Below are 19,113 nucleotides of genomic sequence, written 5' to 3'. Positions count from 1 at the left end.
AATGTCAACGGGCTTTATGAAACACGTCATTACTGTTTTTGCCTTTTTTGGGGCAATTAGTGGGCTCGGCAGTTGTTCGGTGCCGGACCGGCCGGGTTCGGCCCGGTTGGCAGGCCACCGGCCTTCGTTGCCGGAGAGCGTGCCGTGTGATTCAACCACCAGCTACTTCTCCAGCAGCGCTGAAGCTACCCGCCTCGAAGCCGCCGACACCACCCGAACCCTCGCGGCTATCAACCGGGCCGATTGCGCCCAGTCGCGCGAGTACGCATCCCGAAACCTGTGTGCCTTCAATGCCCCCATCCTGAGCAGCGGTTTCATCGGCCACGCCATCTACCGGCTTTTGTATCTGCGTTCCTTCCATCGGCCGGCGTTGCTGACGTTGGATTGCGCCCCGCAAGGAGGAACATTGACGACGCAGTTCTTAAACAAGCCGGCCGATTGGACGGCCTCCGCCGCTGAAATGGCGGCGCGCACTCGCGCCGCCACACGCAAAGTGCAGGAGATAGAGCGCCGCCTGCAAACAGGAAACGCCTGGCCTGCTGATAGTGAGCGGCTGGAAAACGCCAAATTCCAGTTCGTTCATTTGGCGCTTGTCAAGTCGCCCATCAGCATCACCACCGAACAGGCGGTTCACCTCTCCCTAGCAGAAGTTCAACAGTTCAAAGAGTTGTTGGCGAAAGCATCCTTCTGGCAACTCCCAAGCTGTGAGCCTACTCGCTATTTCGATGGCGCAGACTACATTCTCGAAACGCACGAAGCCAAGCGGTACCACATGGTAAAGCAGCAAAGTCCCGCCAGCGGCACCGGGTTTCAGCAGGCCTGCGCCTTTCTACTGAACAAAAGCTCGTTTGACTTCAACGCCGACCAACGCTTCTAATCCCGGCCCCCAAACAGCCGCCCGAAGAACCCTTTCTTCTTCGCCGGCTTCTCCTTGATTTTGACCTTGGTGAAGGGAGCCGCTTTGTCCGGGCTTTCGCCGCTGGGCAGGGTGATGCTGGGCACGGGCTGCGCCGGGCGCGCGGCCACCGGCGGCGAAACGGGCGCGCTAGGCCGCGGGGTGCCGGCCGGCGACTGGCCCACGGCCAGTTCCACGTTCTGCAGGCCGGTGCTGATGACGCGCATGGGCCGGCCCTCGTTGTGCAGGCGGTCGACGGCCGTGACGTAGTAGGCGTAGGCCTGGCCGGGCACGGCGGTGGTGTCCACGTAGGTGGCGGGGTAGCCGGGGGCGGGGCGCGGCAAAGCCAGGATGCGGCTGGGGTCGTTGGGGGTGCTGCGCTCGTTGGCCCCGAAGCGGTAGAGCACGTAGTAGGTGGCGGCATCGCCGTCGGCGGCCGGCGGGCCGGACTGCCAGCTCAATGTAACCGCAGGGCCGGTGCGGCGCAGGGTGAGGTTGGCCACAGGCAGGGGCGGCACGTTGTCTTTCCAGGGCATGGCGGGCACCAGGGCGGGGTAGCGGAATAGGTCCTGGCGCAGGCTATCGGTGGTGTGGAGCGGGTTGCGCAGCACCGATTTGGCCGAAAAAAATACGCTGCCCACGGCCTCGCCCTCGGTGGCGCGGTTGATGCGGATTTGGCGGGGCAACTCGCGCGGGTTGCGCCAGGTGGTGTCGGAACGGGTACTCTCGAACATCCGGTAGGTGCCGTGGCCGATGTAGAGGTGGCGGTCGAAGTGGTTGCGGCTCCACCATTCCACCAGCACGGGGTAGGGGCAGAGGCGGAAATTGGTGCTCCAATACAGCTGCGGCACGATGTAGTCAATCCAGCCCTTTTCCAGCCACAGGCGCGTGTCGGCATACAAATTCGAATACGACGGCTGCCCGGCGCGCGTGTCGGAGCCCTGCGGGAAGTCCTTCGACTTGTTCATCCACACGCCAAAGGGGGAGATGCCGAATTTCACCCAGCGCTTGGCCGTCTGAATGCTGTCGTGCAGGTCGTGAATGAGGATGTTCACGTTCTGGCGGCGCCAGTCGCCCAGCTTCAGGCTGTCGGGGTTGTAGGTGCGGAAGGCGGCTTCGTCGTGTAGCACCTGGCCGGCTTCGGGGTAGGGGTAAAAGTAGTCATCAAAATGCACGGCGTCGATGTCATAGCGCCGCACCACGTCCAGAATCACGCGGGTGATGTGGGCGCGCACCTCCGGCAGGCCGGGGTTATACAACAGCTTGCCCGTGAAGCGCAGAAACCACTCCGGATGCTGCCGAAACGGGTGCGTGGGTGCCAGGCGGCGCGTCACCGAGTCCATGCTGGCGCGGTAGGGGTTGAACCAGGCGTGGAACTCCATGCCGCGCCGGTGCGCTTCGGTGATGAGGAAGGGCAGGGGGTCGTCGCCATCGGCGGGGGCTTTGCCCTGCGTGCCGGTCAGCCACCGGCTCCAGGGCTCCAGGTTCGATTTGTAGAAGGCATCCGAGGCGGGCCGGATTTGCACGAACACGGCGTTAAGCCCGGCCTGCTGGCCGGCATCGAGCAGGCGGCGGTACTCGCGGCGGTACTGCTCGGGCGTTTCGCCGCGCTGGTTGGGCCAGTCGATGTTCTCAACGGTGGCAATCCACATGGCGCGCAGCTCGCGCTTGGGCGGAGGCGGCACCTCGGCCGGCTCGGCGGCGGGTTGGGCGTGGGCCGTTAGCAGGCCGCCGCTCATCATCAACAAAAGAAAAAAGGAGCGGCCAGCGGCGAGGAAACGGGACATCAATAAAATTCAGCAACGCGAATACAAGCCGCAAATTACGGCATTGGGCCGCGAGGCGGGGCGGAAGCGGAAGTTGTTTTAAACAAGAGAACGGTCATGCTGAGCGCAGCCGAAGCATCTCTCCCGCGCAAGTAATTCATTTACTATTGCACGCGAGATGCTTCGGCTGCGCTCAGCATGACCGTTCTTACTATTGCTGGCGGGTCTTACGAGCCCGTCAGCTCCGTGTCGGTTTCGGGGTTGTCGGGCGTATCGGGGCCGCCTTCGAGGCCGTTGGTTTGGCTGGCGTCGCCGTAGTCGCCGCGGATGCCGGCGCCGTCGCCCATATTCTGCTGGGTGCTGCTGGGGATGCTGGTGCCGGTGCTGGGCTGCTCGTCGGGGGCTGCGTCGGGCGTGGGGTTCACGGTGCTGTCTTGTTCCGAGGTTTGGTCAGGAGTCGAGGCGCTGGGCGCGAAATCGGGCTGCGGGTCGGTGGAATTCTGTGTGGGGTCGGGCATGGGACGGAATGGTGAAAGTGGAAAGGGCTAGCCGCCGGTTGGGGCTACGGTTGGCTTTACGGCGAAGGCGCGCCACGGTTGGAAGCGGCAAATTGGCCGACGTTCGCCATCTTGCTACATCAATTCGTCATCAACCCGTTGCCTGCCCGCCGTGTCCGACCACTCGTCTGATTTCTACCACCAAAAAACCGAAGCCGAGCTGCGGTTTTTCATCGAGCACCCCGAGTATTACCAGTCCGATTTGATTGATTCGGCCCGGCGCGAGCTGCGCCGTCGGGGCATCCAGCTGGCGGCGGCGCCCACCGAGCCCCTCGCCATCGACCTCAACGCGCCGGCCAGTCTGGCCAAATCGGGCCGGGGCGTGGGCTTCCTCAACTTGGTGCTGGCGGTGGCGCTGCTGCTGGGCGTGGGCTTCTTTTACTACTCAAAGCAACGCGGCGGGGGCGTGAAAGCCGTGGCCGCGCCGGTCAGGCCCCGCGTGCCGCCGCGCCTGTTTGAGGTGCCCACCTCGGCCATTCCGACCTTCGGCACGTCGGCGGTAGTGGAGCGGGAGCTGGCCACCATTCCGGCGGCCGAAAAGAAGGGCGCGCAGCAAATGCGGCAGTTCCGCGAGCTGGCCCGGCGCTTCTGGGCGGCCGAGATGCAAACCGAATTCCTCACCGGCCAGGCCCACGCCGGCAAGGCCGGGCCCCTGTTTGCCGAGCAAACCCTGGTGGTGCGCCAAACCTGGTCGGACTTCAACAAAGGCGCTGTATACAGCTACCGCTTCGGCCCTACCATGGCGCGCCACTTCGACCGCATGCGCGAAACCGCCAGCAGCCAGCAGCACATTCTGGAGCAGTTCCCCGACCTGCTGGCCGGCAAACGCTTCCTCACCGACAAAGAACTGGTGGCCCGCCAAGCCGACGTGCAGGACTGGATGAAGGACGTGCTGCCCACCTCGCCCGTGACCGGCAAGCCCTACAAAGCCACGGTGCTGACCATAAAATACTAGGGGTTGGATTTTGGGCGGAACTGTCATCCTGAGCACAGCGAAGGACCTTTTCACCGTTGAGTAATTCGTAGCATCTTGACCACTGCAAACCGTTCTCCGGTGAGAAGGTCCTTCGCAGTGCTCAGGATGACGGTTCCGCCCAACCCTTCAACTTCCGCCAACAACCTTCTGGCAAAGTGGCCGGTTGTGCAAGGCTGGCGCGCTCCTTGCCGCGCGCCTTTCCAATGGAAGAAGCCACTCCCTCCGCCGGGCCCGCCCCGGGCTCCACGGCCGCCCTGGCCGCCCAGCTCTTCGCCCAAAAGCCCGAAGCCGAGCTGCTGTACCTGGCCCAGAACGCGGCCCGCTACCCGCCCGCCGTGGGCGCCGCCGCCGTGGCCGAGCTGCGGCGCCGCGACCTGCTGCCCGAGCCCACGGCGCCCCCCACGCCGCCCCCACCCGCCGAAACCCCGGAAACCTGGCCGCAACTGCTGGGCCAGCTGCTGAAGGGACTGTTTATACCCTCGCGCCGCTTCTGGGCCACCCCGCTGCTGCTCGACCTCAACGTGCTGGTTTTCGGGCTCATGGTGCTCAGCGGTGTATCGGCCTCCCAGCCCACCGGGCACCAGTTGGTGCTGTGGGGCTCCAATATTTCCGACCTCACGCTGCCCGGGCAGCCGTGGCGGCTGCTCACCTGCCTGTTTGTGCACGCCGGCCTCACGCATTTGCTGCTGAATATGTTCTCGCTCTGGCTGTTGGGCCTGCTGGTGGAAGACCGGCTGGGGCCGGTACGCCTGCTGCTGGGCTACCTGGCCTGCGGTGTGGGCGGCGGCCTGGCCAGCCTGTGGTGGCATTCTAACGGGGTTAATTCGGTAGGCGCCAGCGGGGCCATTTTTGGCCTCTACGGCCTGCTGCTGGTGCTGCTCATCGGCAAAAGGCTGGTGCTTGATAAGTCTGACCGGCGCGCCATGCTGGGCCTCGTGCTCTACCTTGTACTCAGCAACCTGCTCTCGGGCCTGAGCGGCAACATCGACAACGCCGCGCACCTGGGCGGCCTGGTCACGGGCCTGCTGATAGCTGGCCCGGTTGCCATCACCGGCCTTTCCAAGCACGAGGAAACAAATAGCTAAAGGCAATGAACGCACGTCATGCTTCGGTTGCGCTCCGCATGACGTTCCTTTTCCCGCCTTCCCACCTCCCATCCTTCACCTTCCTCCCCATGCACGCCCTCCAACTCGACGCCATCAACCAGCCCGCCACCGTCCGCGATGTGCCCACGCCCACGCCCGGCCCGGGTGAAATCTTGGTCCAGCTCCACGCCGCTGCCCTCAACCACCGCGACGTCTGGATTCAGAAGGGCCAGTACGGCGGCATCAAGCTGCCCTGCACCCTCGGGGCCGACGGCGCCGGCGAAGTAGCCGCCCACGGCGCCGGCGTGCCGGCCGAGGCGCCTGCCGTGGGCGCCCGCGTGCTCATCTACCCCGGCCTGCGCTGGGGCCACAACCCCAAGGCCCAGGCCAAGGAGTTCGTGGTGCTGGGCATGCCCGACCCCGGCACCTTTGCCGAGTACATCACGCTGCCCGCCGAATATATTCGGCCGCTGCCCGCGCACCTCAGCTTCGAGCAGGGCGCGGCGCTGCCGCTGGGCGGCCTCACCGCCTACCGCGCCGCCTTCACGCGTGCCCAGGTGCAGGCCGGCGAGCGGGTGCTGGTGACGGGCATCGGCGGCGGGGTGGCGCTACTGGCCGCGCAGTTCTGCGCCGCCCGCGGGGCCGAAGTCTGGGTGACGTCCAGTTCGGACGAGAAAATTGCGCGGGCGCAGGAGTTGGGAGCCAAAGGCGGCATCAATTACAACGCCGAAAACTGGGTGAAAACCCTCGTCCAGCAGGCCGGTGGGCCGTTCGATGTCATCATCGACAGCGCCGCCGGGGCCGCCTTCAATTCCCTGCTCGACGCCGCCGCGCCGGGCGGGCGCATCGTGTTCTATGGTGGCACGCTGGGCAATATTCCGGACCTGCCGCCTGCCAAAGTCTTTTGGAAGCAGCTCAGCATCCTGGGCTCCACCATGGGCTCGCCGCAGGATTTCGACGCCATGCTGGCCTTGGTGACGGAAAAGCAGCTCGTGCCCGTGGTCGACGAAGTATTTCCGCTGGCCGCGGGCGAAGCCGCTCTGCGCCGCATGGATGCCGGTGCCCAATTCGGCAAAATCGTGCTGAAAATCGGGTAATTCTTTTGTAATGAAAATTAGACTGTAAATGATTGGTTTACAGCATGAATAATATGTCTGAAAGGAGGCGTCGAAGGAATGAAAAAGCCGGTTGTTTGGTTAGTACAGCAAGCCGTGCATAACCAAACAACCGGCTTGTTTTCCAGATGAAATCTGCCGCCGAATACCTCGAAGGTCATGTATTTGAAGCCCGCCGCCCGCGCCGCGAGTTGCAGCCGGTGGTGGCTCACGCCGATGCCGTGCAAGCCATTGAGCAAGCCCTGGCCGACGCCGAAAAATACCGCTACCTGCTGATGCGCGCCCTGCGCCACCACGATGCGGCCGGTGCCGCGCCCGCCCGTCTGGCCGACATCCGCCCCGCGGTGCCCACCGAGGCGCCCGTTCTGCCCATGTACCCCGCGCTGGCTGCCTAAGCCGGCCGCCCCCAAAGCACGAAGCCGCTTCCATTCGGGAGCGGCTTTTTTGTGGCACCTACTTCTGCCTGTGCCCAGTAGGGCACTGAATTATTCCGCACCGGTGCAAGCAGCCGCTATTTCATCGTCACCCGCCGCGCCAGCTCCCGCGCCAACTCCGCGGCTTGCTGCCGCAATTCCGGCACAGCCGTCGACTCGAAGTAGGCCGGGCGCCGGCTGGGGCCGAGGGTAAAGAGCGTGGTCGAAATTCGGCCATCGGCCCCGCGCAGGGCACCGTGCGGGTCGGTGAGCATGCCCAGGCCAAGCGGGTCGGGCGCGAGGAAGCCTTTGTCGCGCAGGCTCATCACCAGTGGGTCGGCAATGCGGCCGTAATCGAGCAGCGGGCCGGCGCAACATACCACGTGCCGGGCCGTGAGCCACTCGCCCACGCCATCTTTTTGGCCAATGCGCACGCGCAGCAAAGGGCCGTCGGGCACAATTTCGCGCACCGTGCCCAAGCGCAGCTGTACCAGTCCGGCGGCGGTGAGGCGGGCCAGGGCCTCCGCATTTTGCGGGGGGCTGCGGTGCCGCGTCACGGCCCAGAGCCCGGCCAGGTGCCGCAGAAAGCGCCGTTGCTCAGCCAGCGGCCACGCCGCCCAAATTTGCCCCAGGTTTGGCCGCAGCGAATCGAGCACCGGCTGCCAGCCGATGCCCTGCGCCACAGCGGCCCGCAGGTGCCGCTTAAAAATGGCCAGCACGCCCGTCACGGTGGTTTCGGCCGCCAGTTCCGGGTAAAAGCTGGGGTAGGGGGCGGCCCCCGGGCCGTGGGCGCTGGGCCAGCGGCCGTGCCGGGCCACCACCGCCACAGGCGCGCGGTGGCCGTCGTGGTGCAGAGCCAGCAGCACATCCACCGCCGTGAGGCCCGAGCCGATGAGCAACACCGAGTCGTCGGGCCCGATGCGGCGAATGTTGCCCGTGGCCCAGGGGTCGGCGTGGTAGCCGGGGTGGTGCAGGTAGCGGTGGTCGGGCCCGGCCGGGGGCGGGGGCGGGAAGTTGCCGAGGGCCAGCACCACGTAGTCGCTCATCAGCTCGGTGCCGTCGGCCAGCAGCACGTTGCGCTGGCCCGAGGGCAGGAGGGGGGCCGTCAGGGCGCGGCTGTTGTGCCACAGGACGCGGGGAGCGGCGGCAGTGGGTGCCAGCGCCCCGCTCAGCTCCTGGTGCAGGTAGCGGCCGTAGGCGGTGCGGGGCGCGAAATCGGGCGCGCCGGCGGCACTTTCGGGCTGAGTTTTCAGCCAGTCGGCAAAATGGCTGGGGGTTTCGGGATAGAGGCTCAGCGCGGCGGGGCGCACGTTGAGCAGGTATTCGGGCCGGCGGGCGCTGTAGGCGAGGCCGGGACCGGGCACCTCGCGCGGCTCAATCAGGTGAATTTCGGCTTCTCGCAGCGCTGGCTGCTGCCGTAGCTGCAACACCAAGGCCGTGCCCGAAAAGCCGCCGCCCACAACGGTAATGACGGGACGAATGGGCTGAGTCACGGGCGGGGAGCGTAACGCGGACTTTTAGTCCGCGAATAAGTAAGCATAAAGTCATTCGTTCGCGGACTAAAAGTCCGCGCTACATATACCGGCCCGGCACCAGGTAGTTCTGCACGTAATCCTGAATGCCGTCTTCCAGCCGGGTAAACGGTTTTTCGTAGCCAATGCTTTTGAGCTTGCTCATATCGGCTTCGGTGAAGTACTGGTACTTGTCGCGAATGTCCTCCGGCGTGTCCTTGAAGCGGATATCGGCCGGCTGGCCCAGCGCCTGGAACGTGTTCAACGCCAAGTCGAGGAAGGTGCGGGCCTGGCCGCTGCCCAGGTTGTAAATGCCCGAGTGCGTGCGGTGATTCAGCAGAAAGAAGCACACTTCGGCCACGTCCTTCACGTACACAAAATCGCGCATCTGGCCGCCGTCCGTATAGTCGGGGTTGTGCGATTTGAACAGCGTCATCGAGCCCGTTTGCTGAATCTGGTGGAAGGCGTGGAATATCACCGAAGCCATGCGGCCCTTGTGGTACTCGTTGGGCCCGTACACGTTGAAAAACTTCAGGCCGGCCCAGAAATACGGCTTTTCGGCTTGCTGCAAGGCCCAGTTGTCGAAGTCGTTCTTGGAGTCGCCGTAGGGGTTCAGCGGGCGGTAGAGCGGGAACAGGGCCTCGTCGGTATCGGTGTAGCCCAGGGTGCCGTCGCCATAGGTGGCCGCCGATGAGGCGTACACTAGCGGCAGGTGGTACTTCACGCAGGCCAGCCACATCTGCTTGGAATAGTTCAGGTTGAGCAGGTCGAACACGGCCGGGTCCATCTCCGTGGTGTCGGTGCGGGCCCCGAGGTGGAAGACGAATTCCACCTGCTCGTGGTGGGCGTCGAGCCACTCAAAAAACGTTTCGCGGTCGACGTACTCGCGCAGCTTTTTGCCCTCGATGTTGGGCAGCTTCTTTTCAACCGAAAAATTATCCACCACGACCACGTCGTTGAAATTGGCGGCGTTGAGGCGGGAAACAAGGCAGCTGGCAATGAAGCCGGCCGCGCCGGTGACTACTATCATGGGGGCGGGGGTTGGAACGGGGCAAAGGTAGGGCACTGAAAAAAGAACGTCATGCAGAGCGCAGCGAAGCATCTTGCCCGCAAAAGTTAAAATAGTAACTGGTGGCGGGCAAGATGCTTCGCTGCGCTCTGCATGACCTGTAGCCGAAGTATTCCGACTTCATTCCCGGGCTACCTTTGCCGCATGCGTTTTCTGTTGCTGCTTTTACCGCTGGCGTGGCTGGCAAGTTGCCAGTCCGAGTCGAAACCCGCCGCCTCCGTGGCCGTGCACGACGGCCTGGGCCGGGCCCTCACGCTGCCCGCCCACCCGCGCCGGGTGCTGGCCCTGGCCCCCAGCATGACCGAAATGCTCTACGCCGTGGCCGATACTGCCACCATCGTGGCCCGCTGCCCGCAGGACAATTTCCCCGCCGCCGTGCTGAGCAAGCCCGTCGTCAACAACTACCCGCTCGATATGGAGCGCCTCGTCGCGATGAAGCCCGACGTGGTGTTTACCGTCGAAGGCATCACGTCCGTCGACGACGCCAAGCGCCTGCAGGACCTGGGCATTCCGGTGTACTACATGCGTTTTCGCAAGGTGGCAGACGTTTTCACGGGCCTGGAGGAGTTGGGCCGCTTGCTGGGCCGCCGGGCGCAGGCCCGGCACCTGACGGATTCGCTCCGCCGCAACTTGAAGGCCCTCACCAACGCGCCCATCCGCCCGCCTATTCCCAAGGTGCTGGCCATTACCTGGCAGGACCCTATTTATTGTTACGGCCAGAACACGCTGTTTACCGATGAAATCCGCATGGCTGGCGGCCGCAACGCCGTCACCGAAACCTTCCCGCAGCCCTACCCGGCCCTCACCCGCGAGTACATCCTCAAGCTGAACCCCGACGTGCTGCTCGGCGGCACATTCGAGAAGCTTGACAGTACGTTTTTCAAAAACTACCCCGAACTCAAGCGCATCAACGCCTACCGCACCCGCCGCGTGTTCCCCATCACCGGCAACCTGCTGGAACGCCCCGGCCCCCGCGTGGTCGAGTCGGTGCAGGAGTTGCAGGGCTTGCTGCAAAGCGGGAATGCCCAAACCCAGCCTGTCATGTCGAGCGCAGCCGAGACATCTCGCTCAGGGCAGTAATTCAATGGATTAGTGACAGCGCGCGAGATGTCTCGGCTGCGCTCGACATGACAGGCTGTTAAGCATGACGTTCTAATTTCATCGGTCAGCATTCTTCCTTGAAATCCAAACGCCCCCTTTTCTGGCTCATAACCGGCCTGCTGCTCACGCTGCTGCTGCTGGTGCTGGGCCTGCGCGTGGGCAGCTACACCACCTCGTACAGCTTCATCCTGAACACCTTCCGGCACTACGACCCCGCCGACCCGGCCCAGCTCGTGCTGGTGCAGTTGCGGCTGCCGCGCCTGCTGCTGGCGCTGCTGGCCGGCGCCAGCCTGGCCGTGAGTGGCTACCTGCTCCAAACCCTCGTCACCAACCCCCTGGCCGACCCTTACCTGCTGGGCACGGCTTCGGGAGCATCATTGGGGGCCATTGCCTCCTATGTTTTGGTGCCTTCGCTCACTGTTATGGGCGTTTATTTGCCGCCGGTGGCGGCGCTGGCGGGCGCGTTTGGGGCCACGCTGCTGGTGGTGGCGCTGGGCACCCGGCGCGGGCGCATCATGCCGGCGCCGCTGTTGCTGGCGGGCGTGGCGGTGGGGGCGCTGGCGGCGGCGCTGGGCAGCCTGCTCACCTTTATGGCTTCGCCCGAAGGCAGCTTGCGCAGCGTGGTGTTCTGGGCGTTTGGCAGCTTCGAGCGGGCGGGCTGGAACGTGCTGCCCTATCCGGCGGCGGCGCTGGCCGTCAGCCTGGTGGTGCTGGCCTTCATGCAGAAGGACCTGAACCTGCTGCTGCTGGGGGAGGAGCGGGCCGCCGCCCTGGGCCTGCCCGTGGCGCGGCGGCGCTGGCTGCTGGTGGGGCTGGCGGCCGGCCTCACGGGGGGCGTGGTGGCGCTGTGCGGGCCGGTGGGCTTCGTGGGGCTGCTGGTGCCGCACCTCACGCGCGGCCTGCTGGGCACCACGGGCCGGCTGAATCTGCTGTTTTGCGCGGTGCTGGGCGGCGGCTTTTTGCTGGCCTGCGACCTGCTGGCGCGGCTGCTCTACCCGCCGGCCGGGCTGCCGGTGGGCATGGTCACGGCCCTGTTCGGGGTACCCTTCTTCGTATATTTGCTGCGGAAAAATGCTTAGTTGTTGGTTGATAGTTGTCAGTTGTCAGGAAATCATGGCTTCCGCTCAAGACTAACAACTGACAACCAGCAACTGACAACTAATAGAATGATATACATCAGCCGCCAGGAACACTTCAACGCCGCCCACAAGCTCTTCAACCCCAAGTGGAGCGAGGAGCGCAACCGCGAAGTGTTCGGCCCCTGTGCCAACACCAACTGGCACGGCCACAACTACGACCTCATTGTGACGGTGAAGGGCGACCCCGACCCCGAAACTGGCTTCGTGGTCGATTTGAAGGCCCTTTCCGACCTGCTGCGCACGCACATCACCGAGCAGGTCGACCACAAAAACCTCAACCTCGACGTGCCCTTCATGGCCGGCCAGATGGCCAGCACCGAGAACCTGGCCGTAGCCTTCTGGCAAATTCTGGAGCGCGAGCTCCCCACCATCACCCATGCCAAGCTGCACTGCGTAAAGCTCTACGAAACGCCGCGCAACTTCGTGGAATATTACGGCGGCTAGGCCGGCCGTCATGCTGACGAAGGAAGCATCCTATCACGGGCGCTTTTGTCAGAAATACTAACCCCAGCGGCGCGGACGTGATAAGGTCCTTCGCTGCGCTCAGGATGACGTAACACTTTGAAATATTATTTGATAGCCGGCGAACGGTCGGGCGATTTTCACGCCGCGCACCTCATGCGCGAACTCAAGCAGCAGGACAACGCGGCGCAGTTTCGCTTCTGGGGCGGCGACCTGATGGAGGCCGAAGGCGGCGAGCTGGTGCGCCACTACAAAGAGCTGGCCATCATGGGTTTTGTGGAAGCAGCCACCAGCGTCCTCAAGTTCCGCGGCTACCTGAAGCAGTGCCAGCAGGACATCACCGCCTTCAAGCCCGATGTACTGATTTTGGTCGACTACGCCGGTTTCAATCTGCGCATGGCCAAATTTGCCAAGGAGCACGGCATCAAGGTATTCTACTACATATCACCCAAAATATGGGCCTGGAACCAGGGCCGGGTTGAGCGGGTGAAAGCCTACGTCGACAAGATGTTCGCCATCCTGCCCTTTGAGCGCGAGTTTTACCAGAAATTCGGCTACGAAGTAGATTACACCGGCAATCCCACGGCCGACGCCGTGGCCGAATTCGAGCCCTCGACCGACTTCTACGAGCGCAACCGCTTGGAGCCCGACCGACCCATCATTGCCGTGCTGCCGGGCTCGCGCAAGCAGGAAATCGAGGAGATGCTGCACGAAATGATTGCCATTCTGCCCGGTTTTCAGGAGTATCAGTTCGTGGTGGCCGGTGTCACCAACCTCGACCCTAACTACTACAAGCACTTCCATCGCAACGGCATCCGCTTCGTTTTCGACCAGACGTTCGACCTGCTCAGCCACGCCACCGCGGCCTTGGTCACCAGCGGCACAGCTACGCTCGAAACTGCCCTGTTTGGCGTGCCCCAGATTGTGTGCTACCGCACCAGCCTGCTCAGCTATACCATCGGCAAAATGGTCATTAAGGTGCCCTACATCTCGTTGGTGAACCTAATTGTGGGTCGGGAAGTGGTGAAAGAGTTGATTCAGAACGATTTCAACGCCCGCAACCTGCTCGATGAGCTCCGCAACCTGCTCACCGACGCCGACTACCAGGCCCGCATCAAAACCGGCTATGCTGAGCTGCGCGAAAAGCTTGGCCAGCAGCAGGCCGCCAAAAAAACGGCCGAGCTAATGGTGAAATACCTGCGGGCCAGCTAGCGCCAATTTTTTTTCAGTAATATGAAACATACCAAGCATCCTGGCTTTGCCGGTGTGAGTGGTATGTTTTTAATTTTTATCTGTATTTAATACAGTATTTGGGCGCTCAATAGGTTAAACGGATTACGCAGGAGAAATAGAAAAAGCCGGAGCGTGAGCAACCCTTGGCCGACTATCGGGTGTGATTGGTCGATTTTCATCGGGCATACAAGGGGGAGAAGTTATATTTACTGCTCCACCTCAAACACCATTCTTTGATGAAGCATCATTACCAGTCCCGGCCGGCCACCCAACGGCCCGACACCATTCCCGGGGTTCGCAAGGGCCTCAGCCGCCTGGGCGGCATGCTCCTGCTGTCGTTGGGCCTTTCGCTCGGGGCGCAGGCGCAGGAAGCCGGCTCGCAGTTCTTCCAGGCCGACGCCGAAGCCAAGGGGGCCGCTGCTGCCTCGCCGCTGTCGGCCGCCCTGTACCATTCGCAGGCCCTGACGCTGGACGTAAACGGCCTGCGCGCGGCCCTGGCCACTGCCCCCCTCGAAACGCAAATGGGCGCTGCCCCGCTGGTGCTGGCCCTGCCGCTGCCCAACGGCAGCACCGGCCGCTTTGCCGTGCGCGAGGCCCCGGTGATGGAGCCCGCCCTGGCGGCCCGCCACCCCGACATCAAAACCTACGCCGGCGTGGGCCTCGACGATGCGTCGGCCTCGGTGCGCCTCGACCTCACGCCCCAGGGCTTCCACGGCCAAGTGCTGGCTGCCGGTGGCCAGAGTTACTACATCGACCCGGTGACGCGCACCGACGTGCGCCACTACCTGGCTTTTTACCAAAAAGACATGAACCCCGCGGCGGCGGGCAAGACGTCGACTTGCGACTTTGCCCCCACGAAGGAAGAGCTGGCGGCCAGCACGGCCCGCGTGGCGGCTTCGGCCAACCGCACCAATTCGGCCCTGTCAAGCGGCCCGCAGCTGCGCACCTACCGCCTGGCGCTGGCCAATACGCCGGAATACGCCGTGGCCCGCGGCAACACCTTTGCCAGCGTAACGTCGGCCAAGGTGACCACCGTGAACCGCGTGGTGGGCGTATATGAGAAGGAACTGGCCGTGCGCATGGTGCTCATCGCCAACAACGACCTGCTGACCTTCCTGAGCGGCAGCGGCACGCAGCCGCCCACCACCTACAGCAATGCCAACGGCAGCGCCATGCTGGGCCAGAACCAGACCAACGTGGACAACCTCATTGGCTCGGCCAACTACGACATCGGCCACGTGGTGAGCACCGGCGGCGGCGGCGTAGCCTACCTGGGCGTGGTATGCAACTCGGCCCGCAAAGCCGGCGGAGTAACGGGCTTGTCCAACCCCGTGGGCGATGCCTTCGACATCGACTACGTGGCGCACGAAATGGGTCACCAGTTTTCGGGCAACCACACGTTCAATAACAATGCGTCCGGCAGCTGCTCGGGCAACCGCAACGCCAACACGGCGTTTGAGCCCGGCTCGGGCTCGACCATTATGGCCTATGCCGGCATCTGTGGCACCGCCAACGACCTGCAGCCGCACTCCGACCCGTATTTCCACACCGGCAACTACCAGGAAATGCGCGCCTTCATCGATGGCACGACTTGCAGCGTGAACTCGGCCACCGGTAACACCGCTCCCGTGGTGACGCCTCCGGCCAGCGGCAAAACCTTGCCCATCGGCACACCCTTCAAGCTGACGGCCACGGCCACCGATGCTGAAAATGACGCCCTGACGTATATGTGGGAAGAAGTGGACCTCGGCACTGCCGGCACGCCCAACGATGCCCAGGTAGCCGGCCAGACCATCCCGCTGTTCCGCTCCTTTGTGCCCCTGACCAGCGGCACGCGCTACTTCCCGCGCATCAGCGACCTGGTGAACAACACCACCGTCATCGGCGAGCGCCTGCCCACGGTGACGCGCCCGCTCAACTTCCGCTGCACCGTGCGCGACGAACACGTCGGCTCGGTGGGCGTGATTGGTGGCGTGAACTACAGTTCCACGGTGAGCCTGAGCACGACTTCGACGGCTGGCCCATTCGTGGTGCAATTCCCTAATACGGCGGTGAGCTGGATTGGCGGCGCTGCCCAAACCGTGACCTGGGACGTGGCCAACACCGTGGCCGCACCCGTGAGCTGCGCCCTGGTTAACATCCGCCTCAGCCTCGACGGCGGCCTGACTTACCCGACCACCCTCGCTACCAACGTGCCCAACAACGGTTCGGCCGTTGTGGTAGCGCCCAGCCCCACTGCTGCCGAAACCCAGGCCCGCATTATGGTGGAAGCCGCTGACAACTACTTCTTTGATATCTCGAACACCAACTTCACCATTACGCCGGCCGCAGTAGGGCCCACCATCACCAGCTTCACGCCGGGCGGTGGCCTGGCTGGTACGGTCGTTACGGTGCTGGGCTCGAATTTCACGGGCGCTACAGCCGTTAGCTTCAACGGCACGGCCGCGGCCAACTTCACGGTGGTTTCGGCCACGCAACTGACGGCCGTTGTGGCCGCCGGCACCACCACAGGCACCATCACCGTGACGACGCCCCAGGGCACGGCCACGTCGGCATTGCCGTTTGTGGTAGGCCCGCCGCCCACCATCACCAGCTTCACGCCCACCACGGGCGCCGTGGGCGGCACGGTGGTTATCACGGGTACCAACTTCACGGGTGCTACGCAAGTAACCTTCAACGGCACGGTGGCCCCGACGTTCACCGTCAACTCGGCTACCCAGATTACGGTGACGGTGCCCGCCGGCGCTACCACCGGCGTCATTGGCCTGACGGCGCCTACGGGCGTGGTCACGTCCACCGGCGTATTCACGGTGGTTCCGGCCCCGACCGTTACCTCGTTCACGCCCACTTACGGCCAGGCAGGCACGGTGGTGACCCTGACCGGCACCAATTTCACAGGTGCTACGCAAGTGACGTTCAACGGCACGGTGGCCCCGACGTTCACCGTCGTTTCGGCCACCCAGATTACGGTGACGGTGCCCACGGGCGCTACCACCGGTTTCATCGGTGTGACCACCGCGGGCGGCACCGGCACCTCGAGCACCGTCTTCACGGTGCCCGTGCTGATAAATGACCTGTGCACCGGCGCCATTTTCCTGACCTGCGGCCAGACCGTGAACGGCACGACGGTGGGCGCTACCACCGTCAGCGACCCGACGGGCAGCTGCTCTACCGTCACCATCGACGGCGGCGGGGTGTTCTATGCCATCGTGGGCACGGGCCGTGCCATCACGCTTTCCACTTGCGCCACGGCCACCAGCTTCGATACTAAGCTTTTTGTTTACCGCGGCGGCTGCGGTGCTTTCATCTGCGTGGCGGCCAACGACGACATCACCTGCGCCGCCCGCCAGTACGCGTCGGGCCTCACGTTTAACTCGACCCTCGGCACCACCTACTACATCATGGTGAGCGGCTACGGCACGGCCACTGGCACGTTTGCCCTGAACGTAAACTGCGTGCCGCCGGCGCCGGTCATCACCAGCCTGAGCCCGGTTACCGGCCCCGTGGGTACCAACGTGACCGTAACCGGCACGGACTTTACCGGCGCCACCTCGGTTACGCTGAATGGCCAGAATGTGTCCAACATCAACGTGGTTAATGCGACCACCATCACCTTCACCGTACCGGCTAGCGCCAGCACGGGCAACGTGGTCGTGACCACGGCCGGTGGTGCCAGCAACGGCGTGCTGTTCACGGTGGTGGCCCCCGCCATTACGTCGATGAGCCCGGCCAGCGGCCCGGTTGGCACCAGCGTTACCCTGACGGGTACCGGCCTGGCGGGTGTGACGTCGGTGACGCTAAACGGCGTGACCATCACCAACTTCACGGTGGTGAACGGCACGACCATCACCTTCACCATTCCCACCGGTGCTACCACCGGCAACGTGGTGCTGACGTCGCCCGCCGGTGCTAGTGCGGGTAGCCCCTTCACCGTGACAATCCTTACGGCGGCCACCAACGCCGCTAAGAGCGAGTTCAGCGTGTGGCCCAACCCCGTGGCGGGCAAAGGCGCCCTGCACGTAACGCTGGCCGTGCCTTCGGCTTCGGCCACCCTCACGCTTTACAACGTGCTGGGCCAGGTGGTGAGCACCCGCTCTTTCGGCGGCAGCGGCACCGAACTGCCCACGGCTGGCCTGGCCTCGGGTACCTACCTGCTGAGCGTGCAGACGCCGGGCCGTGCGCCCAGCATCCAGCGCGTGGTGGTGGAATAGATTGAATCTGGCCGGGAGCGTTTCCCGGCTGAACGAGAAAAAGGCCCGCCAATTGGCGGGCCTTTTTTTGTGGCTTAAGCTAGCTATCCATCTGCATGCCGGGCTTAGGCGTGTCGCCGTGCATGTAAATGGTAAATGTGTGGTTGGTATAGTGCACGGTTTCGAACGACCAATCCCATGCTACGCCCGGTCTGGTGTAGGCATGTTGTGGAACAGATATCGAGGGAAACCGGCCGGTGAAACCGAGATGAAAAGAAACCCATACATCCAATTCTACACTGTGAAGCAACAAAAATGGGAAGCCCGGCCGAAACCGAACTTCCCATTTTCTGATACTTGCTACTAAAACCTACGCCGCCCGCATGTGACGCAAGGGCGACTTTTCGAACTTGCTGCGGCAGTAGCTCAGGTTGATTTGCAGCTTGTCGGCGCCTTCTTCCGAGGGCATTTCGAACATGGCATCGGTCATGATGCTCTCGCAGATGGAGCGCAGGCCGCGCGCGCCGAGGCGGTACTCGTCGGCCTTCTCCACGATGTATTCGAGTGCGTCCTCGGTGAAGTCGAGCGCGATGTTTTCCATGCCGAACAGGCGCTTGTACTGGCGCACGAGCGAGTTTTTGGGCTCGGTCAGAATCATGCGCAGGGTGGTGCGGTCCAGCGGGTTGAGGTGGGTGAGCACCGGCAGGCGGCCAATCAGCTCCGGAATCAGGCCGAAGCTCTTGATGTCTTGGGCCGACACGTAGCGCAGGAAATTCTGGGTGTCTACCTGCTCGTCGAGGTTCGTTTTGGCGAAGCCCATCGGCTTGGTGTTCAGGCGGCTCTTGATGATGCGGTCGAGGCCCGAGAAAGCGCCGCCGCAAATGAAGAGGATGTTCTCGGTGTTCACCGAAATCATCTTTTGCTCGGGGTGCTTGCGCCCGCCCTGGGGCGGCACGTTGATATTGGTGCCCTCCAGCAGCTTCAGCAGGGCCTGCTGCACACCCTCGCCGCTCACGTCGCGCGTGATGCTGGGGTTGTCGCTCTTGCGAGCAATCTTGTCGATTTCGTCGATGTACACGATGCCGCGCTCGGCCGCTTCGAGGTTGTAGTCAGCGGCTTGCAGCAGGCGGGTCAGGATGCTTTCCACGTCTTCGCCCACGTAGCCGGCCTCGGTGAGCACCGTGGCGTCGGCAATGCAGAAGGGCACCTGCAGGATTTTGGCCAGCATGCGGGCCAGGAACGTTTTGCCGGTGCCGGTTTCGCCCACCATGATGATGTTCGACTTCTCAATCTGCACTTCGTCTTCCTGGGGCTTCTGCATCAGGCGCTTGTAGTGGTTGTACACCGCCACGCTCATCACGCGCTTGGCTTCGTCCTGGCCTACCACGTACTGGTCGAGGTGCTCCTTGATGGCCTTGGGCTTGATGAGGTTGAATTTTGGCTGCTTGCTGGCATCCTGAGCTTTAGCTTCTTCGTCGAGGATGTGCTGGGCCTGGCCCACGCACTTCTCGCAGATGTGGGCGTTGATGCCCGAAATCATGACGGCGACTTCGCGCTTGCTCTTATTGCAAAAGGAACAGGATATTTCGGCCACGGAATAG

15 protein-coding genes are annotated in these 19,113 nt (G+C 63.6%); 10 read left to right on the top strand and 5 right to left on the bottom strand.

Annotation, left to right across the window (positions count from 1 at the left end):
- Window positions 1-16 precede the first annotated feature (16 nt).
- A complete protein-coding gene (locus Q4S41_RS22185; RefSeq protein WP_305033330.1) occupies window positions 17-877 on the top strand; it encodes a hypothetical protein in 861 nt (286 codons plus the stop codon).
- Here Q4S41_RS22185 and Q4S41_RS22180 read toward each other — a convergent pair.
- Window positions 874-2,682, bottom strand: a complete 1,809-nt coding sequence (locus Q4S41_RS22180; protein WP_305033329.1) for a glycoside hydrolase family 10 protein — start codon at window positions 2,680-2,682, stop codon at window positions 874-876. The two genes, Q4S41_RS22185 and Q4S41_RS22180, sit on opposite strands and share 4 nt — an antisense overlap.
- 206 nt (window positions 2,683-2,888) lie before the next feature.
- Window positions 2,889-3,179 (bottom strand): hypothetical protein, encoded by a 291-nt coding sequence (locus tag Q4S41_RS22175; protein WP_305033328.1) that lies wholly within the window; start codon window positions 3,177-3,179, stop codon window positions 2,889-2,891.
- Window positions 3,180-3,330: 151 nt separating this feature from the next.
- Here Q4S41_RS22175 and Q4S41_RS22170 point away from each other — a divergent pair, with 151 nt between their 5' ends.
- From Q4S41_RS22170 to Q4S41_RS22155, 4 genes are all read left to right on the top strand, one after another.
- Window positions 3,331-4,173 (top strand): hypothetical protein, encoded by an 843-nt coding sequence (locus Q4S41_RS22170; protein WP_305033327.1) that lies wholly within the window; start codon window positions 3,331-3,333, stop codon window positions 4,171-4,173.
- A gap of 224 nt (window positions 4,174-4,397) precedes the next feature.
- Window positions 4,398-5,279 carry a rhomboid family intramembrane serine protease gene (locus tag Q4S41_RS22165; RefSeq protein ID WP_305033326.1) on the top strand — a complete coding sequence of 294 codons (882 nt, stop codon included), beginning with the start codon at window positions 4,398-4,400 and terminating at the stop codon, window positions 5,277-5,279.
- An 89-nt stretch (window positions 5,280-5,368) separates the two neighbouring features.
- Window positions 5,369-6,376, top strand: a complete 1,008-nt coding sequence (locus Q4S41_RS22160; protein ID WP_305033325.1) for a zinc-binding dehydrogenase — start codon at window positions 5,369-5,371, stop codon at window positions 6,374-6,376.
- A gap of 146 nt (window positions 6,377-6,522) precedes the next feature.
- Window positions 6,523-6,789, top strand: a complete 267-nt coding sequence (locus Q4S41_RS22155) for a hypothetical protein (RefSeq protein ID WP_305033324.1) — start codon at window positions 6,523-6,525, stop codon at window positions 6,787-6,789.
- A 116-nt stretch (window positions 6,790-6,905) separates the two neighbouring features.
- On the opposite strand, the gene Q4S41_RS22150 is transcribed toward Q4S41_RS22155, so the two are convergent.
- Both Q4S41_RS22150 and rfaD read right to left on the bottom strand, forming a co-directional pair.
- The gene (locus Q4S41_RS22150) at window positions 6,906-8,300 is read right to left on the bottom strand and encodes an FAD/NAD(P)-binding protein (protein ID WP_305033323.1); all 1,395 of its coding nucleotides are present in this window, start codon (window positions 8,298-8,300) and stop codon (window positions 6,906-6,908) included.
- A gap of 79 nt (window positions 8,301-8,379) precedes the next feature.
- Window positions 8,380-9,348 carry an ADP-glyceromanno-heptose 6-epimerase gene (gene rfaD / locus Q4S41_RS22145; protein ID WP_305033322.1) on the bottom strand — a complete coding sequence of 323 codons (969 nt, stop codon included), beginning with the start codon at window positions 9,346-9,348 and terminating at the stop codon, window positions 8,380-8,382.
- A 183-nt stretch (window positions 9,349-9,531) separates the two neighbouring features.
- Here rfaD and Q4S41_RS22140 point away from each other — a divergent pair, with 183 nt between their 5' ends.
- The 5 genes from Q4S41_RS22140 to Q4S41_RS22120 all read left to right on the top strand — a co-directional run bounded on the left by Q4S41_RS22140 (window position 9,532) and on the right by Q4S41_RS22120 (window position 17,533).
- Complete coding sequence (locus Q4S41_RS22140; RefSeq protein ID WP_305033321.1) at window positions 9,532-10,467, top strand: ABC transporter substrate-binding protein; 936 nt, start codon at window positions 9,532-9,534, stop codon at window positions 10,465-10,467.
- A 98-nt stretch (window positions 10,468-10,565) separates the two neighbouring features.
- A complete protein-coding gene (locus Q4S41_RS22135; protein WP_305033320.1) occupies window positions 10,566-11,567 on the top strand; it encodes a FecCD family ABC transporter permease in 1,002 nt (333 codons plus the stop codon).
- A gap of 87 nt (window positions 11,568-11,654) precedes the next feature.
- Entirely contained in the window at window positions 11,655-12,071 is a 417-nt protein-coding gene (locus Q4S41_RS22130; RefSeq protein ID WP_305033319.1) for a 6-pyruvoyl trahydropterin synthase family protein, read from the top strand.
- 117 nt (window positions 12,072-12,188) lie between these two features.
- Window positions 12,189-13,301 carry a lipid-A-disaccharide synthase gene (lpxB, locus tag Q4S41_RS22125; RefSeq protein WP_305033318.1) on the top strand — a complete coding sequence of 371 codons (1,113 nt, stop codon included), beginning with the start codon at window positions 12,189-12,191 and terminating at the stop codon, window positions 13,299-13,301.
- Between the two features lie 257 nt (window positions 13,302-13,558).
- Entirely contained in the window at window positions 13,559-17,533 is a 3,975-nt protein-coding gene (locus Q4S41_RS22120; RefSeq protein WP_305033317.1) for an IPT/TIG domain-containing protein, read from the top strand.
- Window positions 17,534-17,882: 349 nt separating this feature from the next.
- On the opposite strand, the gene clpX is transcribed toward Q4S41_RS22120, so the two are convergent.
- Window positions 17,883-19,106 carry an ATP-dependent Clp protease ATP-binding subunit ClpX gene (gene clpX, locus Q4S41_RS22115; protein ID WP_305033316.1) on the bottom strand — a complete coding sequence of 408 codons (1,224 nt, stop codon included), beginning with the start codon at window positions 19,104-19,106 and terminating at the stop codon, window positions 17,883-17,885.
- Window positions 19,107-19,113: the final 7 nt, after the last annotated feature.

Origin of the sequence: Hymenobacter convexus, from assembly GCF_030580955.1 — a bacterium.
Classification (GTDB): domain Bacteria; phylum Bacteroidota; class Bacteroidia; order Cytophagales; family Hymenobacteraceae; genus Hymenobacter.
Note: the sequence above shows the minus strand (reverse complement) of the source record. Positions and strands in the feature narration are given on the sequence as shown.

Excerpts from the sequence above, each read along its gene's own strand:
- Q4S41_RS22165 (WP_305033326.1), top strand. The coding sequence starts at position 4,398 with ATGGAAGAAGCCACTCCCTCCGCCGGGCCCGCCCCGGGCTCCACGGCC.
- Q4S41_RS22185 (WP_305033330.1), top strand. The coding sequence starts at position 17 with ATGAAACACGTCATTACTGTTTTTGCCTTTTTTGGGGCAATTAGTGGG.
- Q4S41_RS22130 (WP_305033319.1), top strand. The coding sequence starts at position 11,655 with ATGATATACATCAGCCGCCAGGAACACTTCAACGCCGCCCACAAGCTC.
- Q4S41_RS22180 (WP_305033329.1), bottom strand. The coding sequence starts at position 2,682 with ATGTCCCGTTTCCTCGCCGCTGGCCGCTCCTTTTTTCTTTTGTTGATG.
- Q4S41_RS22160 (WP_305033325.1), top strand. The coding sequence starts at position 5,369 with ATGCACGCCCTCCAACTCGACGCCATCAACCAGCCCGCCACCGTCCGC.
- Q4S41_RS22175 (WP_305033328.1), bottom strand. The coding sequence starts at position 3,179 with ATGCCCGACCCCACACAGAATTCCACCGACCCGCAGCCCGATTTCGCG.
- rfaD (WP_305033322.1), bottom strand. The coding sequence starts at position 9,348 with ATGATAGTAGTCACCGGCGCGGCCGGCTTCATTGCCAGCTGCCTTGTT.
- Q4S41_RS22120 (WP_305033317.1), top strand. The coding sequence starts at position 13,559 with ATGAAGCATCATTACCAGTCCCGGCCGGCCACCCAACGGCCCGACACC.
- Q4S41_RS22140 (WP_305033321.1), top strand. The coding sequence starts at position 9,532 with ATGCGTTTTCTGTTGCTGCTTTTACCGCTGGCGTGGCTGGCAAGTTGC.
- Q4S41_RS22155 (WP_305033324.1), top strand. The coding sequence starts at position 6,523 with ATGAAATCTGCCGCCGAATACCTCGAAGGTCATGTATTTGAAGCCCGC.